Raw genomic sequence first — 2,942 nt, forward strand, 5'->3', positions numbered from 1 at the left:
ATGCCGGTCTCTGGCTATACGGCCAGCACCCGGTGCTGGCCGCGCTCGGCAACGAGGCCCGGCGCTGCCACCGGCTGGTGACCACGGTCGAAAGCGCGGACGAACTTCCGCCCGCCCTGCGGGAAGCGATCGAGGCGCGCGACATTCCGGTCGAAAGCGTGCCCCGGGACGTCCTTGAGCGGATGCTGCCCGCCGGCTCGGTCCATCAGGGTCTCGCCCTCAAGGTCGATCCACTGGAAGAACTTTCCCTCGACGAGGCCTGCGCCCGCGACGATGGCGAACGCGCGGTCGTCGTCGTGCTCGACCAGGTGACGGACCCGCATAATGTCGGCGCCATCCTGCGCTCGGCCGCCGCCTTCGGGGCGCGGGCCGTGATCGTGACCGACCGCCACGCCCCGGGCGCGACCGCCGTCATGGCGAAATCCGCCTCGGGCGCGCTCGATGTCATTCCCCTTGTCCGCGTGGTCAACCTCGCCCGCGCGCTCGACGAATTGGGCGAGATGGGCTACTGGCGCGTCGCCCTCGACGCCGACGCCGGCCAGAGCCTGGCGGAATGCGACACCACGGGGTCGGTCGCCATCGTCCTTGGCGCCGAAGGCGTCGGCCTGCGCCGCCTGACGCGGGAGCGCTGCGATACGATGGCGAAACTGCCGATCAAGGGCATGGAGTCGCTGAATGTCTCCAATGCGGCGGCGGTTGCTCTGTACGAACTGGTCCGCGGCACCTGACCCTGCGGCTGAAAACGGGGGAGAGAAACATGGCCTGGTCGATCGCCAGCATTCCAGACCAGACGGGGCGCATCGCTGTCGTCACCGGCGCCAACAGTGGCCTTGGCTATCACACGGCCAATGCCCTGGCGGCCCGGGGCGCGCGGGTCGTCATGGCCTGCCGCGACACCGTCAAGGCCGAGACGGCCGCGGCGGCGATCCGGGCCAATTACCCGGCGGCCGAAGTCGAGACGCGCCCCCTTGATCTCGCCGATCTCGCCAGCGTCGCCACCTTCGCCGAGGCGCTGTCGGCCGAGGTCGGCCATATCGACCTGCTGATCAACAACGCCGGTGTCATGGCCCTGCCCCTGACCCGCACCCGGGACGGCTTCGAGATGCAGGTGGGGACCAACCACCTGGGCCATTTCGCCCTGACCGGCCGCCTGTTGCCGAAACTGGAAGCCGCCCCCGCCGGCCGTATCGTCACCGTCGCCAGCCTTGCCCACAGGACCGGCAACCTCAATTTCGAGGACCTGAACTGGCAGCAGCGGCGCTACGACAAATGGCGCGCCTACGGCCAGGCCAAGCTCGCCAATCTTGTCTTCGCGCTGGAACTCGACCGCCGCCTGCGCGCGGCCGGCAACCGCGTCGTCAGCGTCGCCGCCCATCCGGGCTTCGCCGCCACCAACCTGCTGATGGCCGGCCCCCGGATGGAGAATTCGGCGCTGGGCAAGGCCGCCATGGCGCTGGGCGGCGCCCTGCTCGCCCAGTCGGCGGATCGGGGCGCGATCCCCATCCTCCACGCCGCGACAACCGCCGACCTCGCCCCCGGCGGCTATTGGGGGCCGAACGGCGCCTTCGAGCTGTGGGGCCGGGGTGTCGTGCCAGCCAAAAGCACCGGCGCCGCCCGCAGCGAAAAGAAGGGGGCTGCGCTCTGGTCCCTGTCGGAATCGCTGACCGGCGTCTCCTGGCTGACGGCGGGCTGAAGCGCCCGCCATTTGCTCTTTCCCTCGGGCCGGTGTCGCGATTATAAGGGCGCCTGGTTCCCGGGCCGCGTTAGCTCAGCTGGTAGAGCAACCGCCTTGTAAGCGGTAGGTCGTCCGTTCAAGTCGGACACGCGGCACCAGACCTTCGACATGACGGGCGACCGCCAGCGCCAGCAGGGGCGGAACGGCATTGCCGATCATGGCGCGCACCTGCCCCAGCGTGCCGAAAAACCGGAAATCATCGGGAAAACTCTGGCAGCGCGCGGCCTCGCGGATGGTGAGGGAGCGGGTCGCCCGGGGGTGCACATTGCGCGAGCCCGAAATCATGCCGAAGCTGGTCGAGACGGTCGACGCGGGCGCATCAAGGACCAGGCGCTTGTAGGTCGTGTTATAGCCCGAACGGGGCCGCAGGGCGGGATCGGGATGTTGATGCGCGCTGGCCCCCTCGGGCACGTCGCGCAGCATCGCGATGACATGGGGCGGATGGCGCACCGCGAAATGCAGGGGATCGCGCGCATCGGCCTCGCCGGAGTCAAGCGGGGCAAGATCGCCGATGGCGTCGCGCAGGGTGCGCACCGGCCCCGGAATCCCAGTCGGCAGGCCGGGCTCGCCCGCGCGACTACCGATGACGAACCAGCGCTGCCGCGACTGGGGCACGCCGAAATCCATCGCATTGAGGCTGCCCATGACCAGGCGATAGCCGAGGGCGGCGAAGGCCGCGGTCATCTCGTCGATCACCAGCCCGCCGGCCGGGGTTCGCATCGATGCCATCAGGCGCACATTCTCCATCACGAATACCGCAGGCCGCGCGATGCCGACCACCCGCAGGAACTCCCGCCACAGAAGATTGCGCGGATCCTCGACCCGGCGCTTGCCGGTCAGGCTGAAGCCCTGACAGGGCGGGCCCCCGAACACGACATCGACCGTCCCGAGCGCGGCCAGCGCGTCATCCGCCAGGGCGCCGATGTCGGCGCCAAGAATCGGGCAACCGGGCAGATTGGCCTGATGCACGACACGGGCGGCCGCCTCGATCTCGACATGGCCAACGAGATCGAAACCGGCCCAGGCAAAGCCCGCCGACAGGCCGCCGCAGCCCGAGAACAGCGACAGTGCCCTGAGGCCGCCCGTGGGAGCCAGCGCCAGCGCCCGCCGGTGCGAGAAAACGGGATCGATGCCACGGACGAAGGCGTCAACGGCGGCCGCCTCGATCCGGCCGCGAGGTGGGGCGCCGCCCGCGCCGCCATGGAGC

2 protein-coding genes, 1 tRNA gene and 1 pseudogene are annotated in these 2,942 nt (G+C 70.0%); 3 read left to right on the plus strand and 1 reads right to left on the minus strand.

What is annotated here, in order from left to right; all coding sequences use genetic code 11:
* The 3 genes from rlmB to WAZ62_RS16635 form a co-directional block, all read left to right on the plus strand.
* A partial coding sequence (gene rlmB, locus WAZ62_RS16625) for a 23S rRNA (guanosine(2251)-2'-O)-methyltransferase RlmB (RefSeq protein WP_422644653.1) occupies positions 1-728 on the plus strand: 728 nt, incomplete at its 5' end.
* A 29-nt stretch (positions 729-757) separates the two neighbouring features.
* Entirely contained in the window at positions 758-1,693 is a 936-nt protein-coding gene (locus WAZ62_RS16630) for an oxidoreductase (RefSeq protein WP_422644654.1), read from the plus strand.
* Between the two features lie 64 nt (positions 1,694-1,757).
* A tRNA-Thr gene (locus tag WAZ62_RS16635) sits at positions 1,758-1,833 on the plus strand.
* A 19-nt stretch (positions 1,834-1,852) separates the two neighbouring features.
* Here WAZ62_RS16635 and WAZ62_RS16640 read toward each other — a convergent pair.
* Positions 1,853-2,902, minus strand: a pseudogene (locus tag WAZ62_RS16640) (DNA cytosine methyltransferase); the annotation flags it as partial.
* Positions 2,903-2,942: the final 40 nt, after the last annotated feature.

This window comes from Zavarzinia sp., assembly GCF_049306435.1.
Classification (GTDB): Bacteria; Pseudomonadota; Alphaproteobacteria; order Zavarziniales; family Zavarziniaceae; genus Zavarzinia.

Excerpts from the sequence above, each read along its gene's own strand:
- WAZ62_RS16630 (WP_422644654.1), top strand. The coding sequence starts at position 758 with ATGGCCTGGTCGATCGCCAGCATTCCAGACCAGACGGGGCGCATCGCT.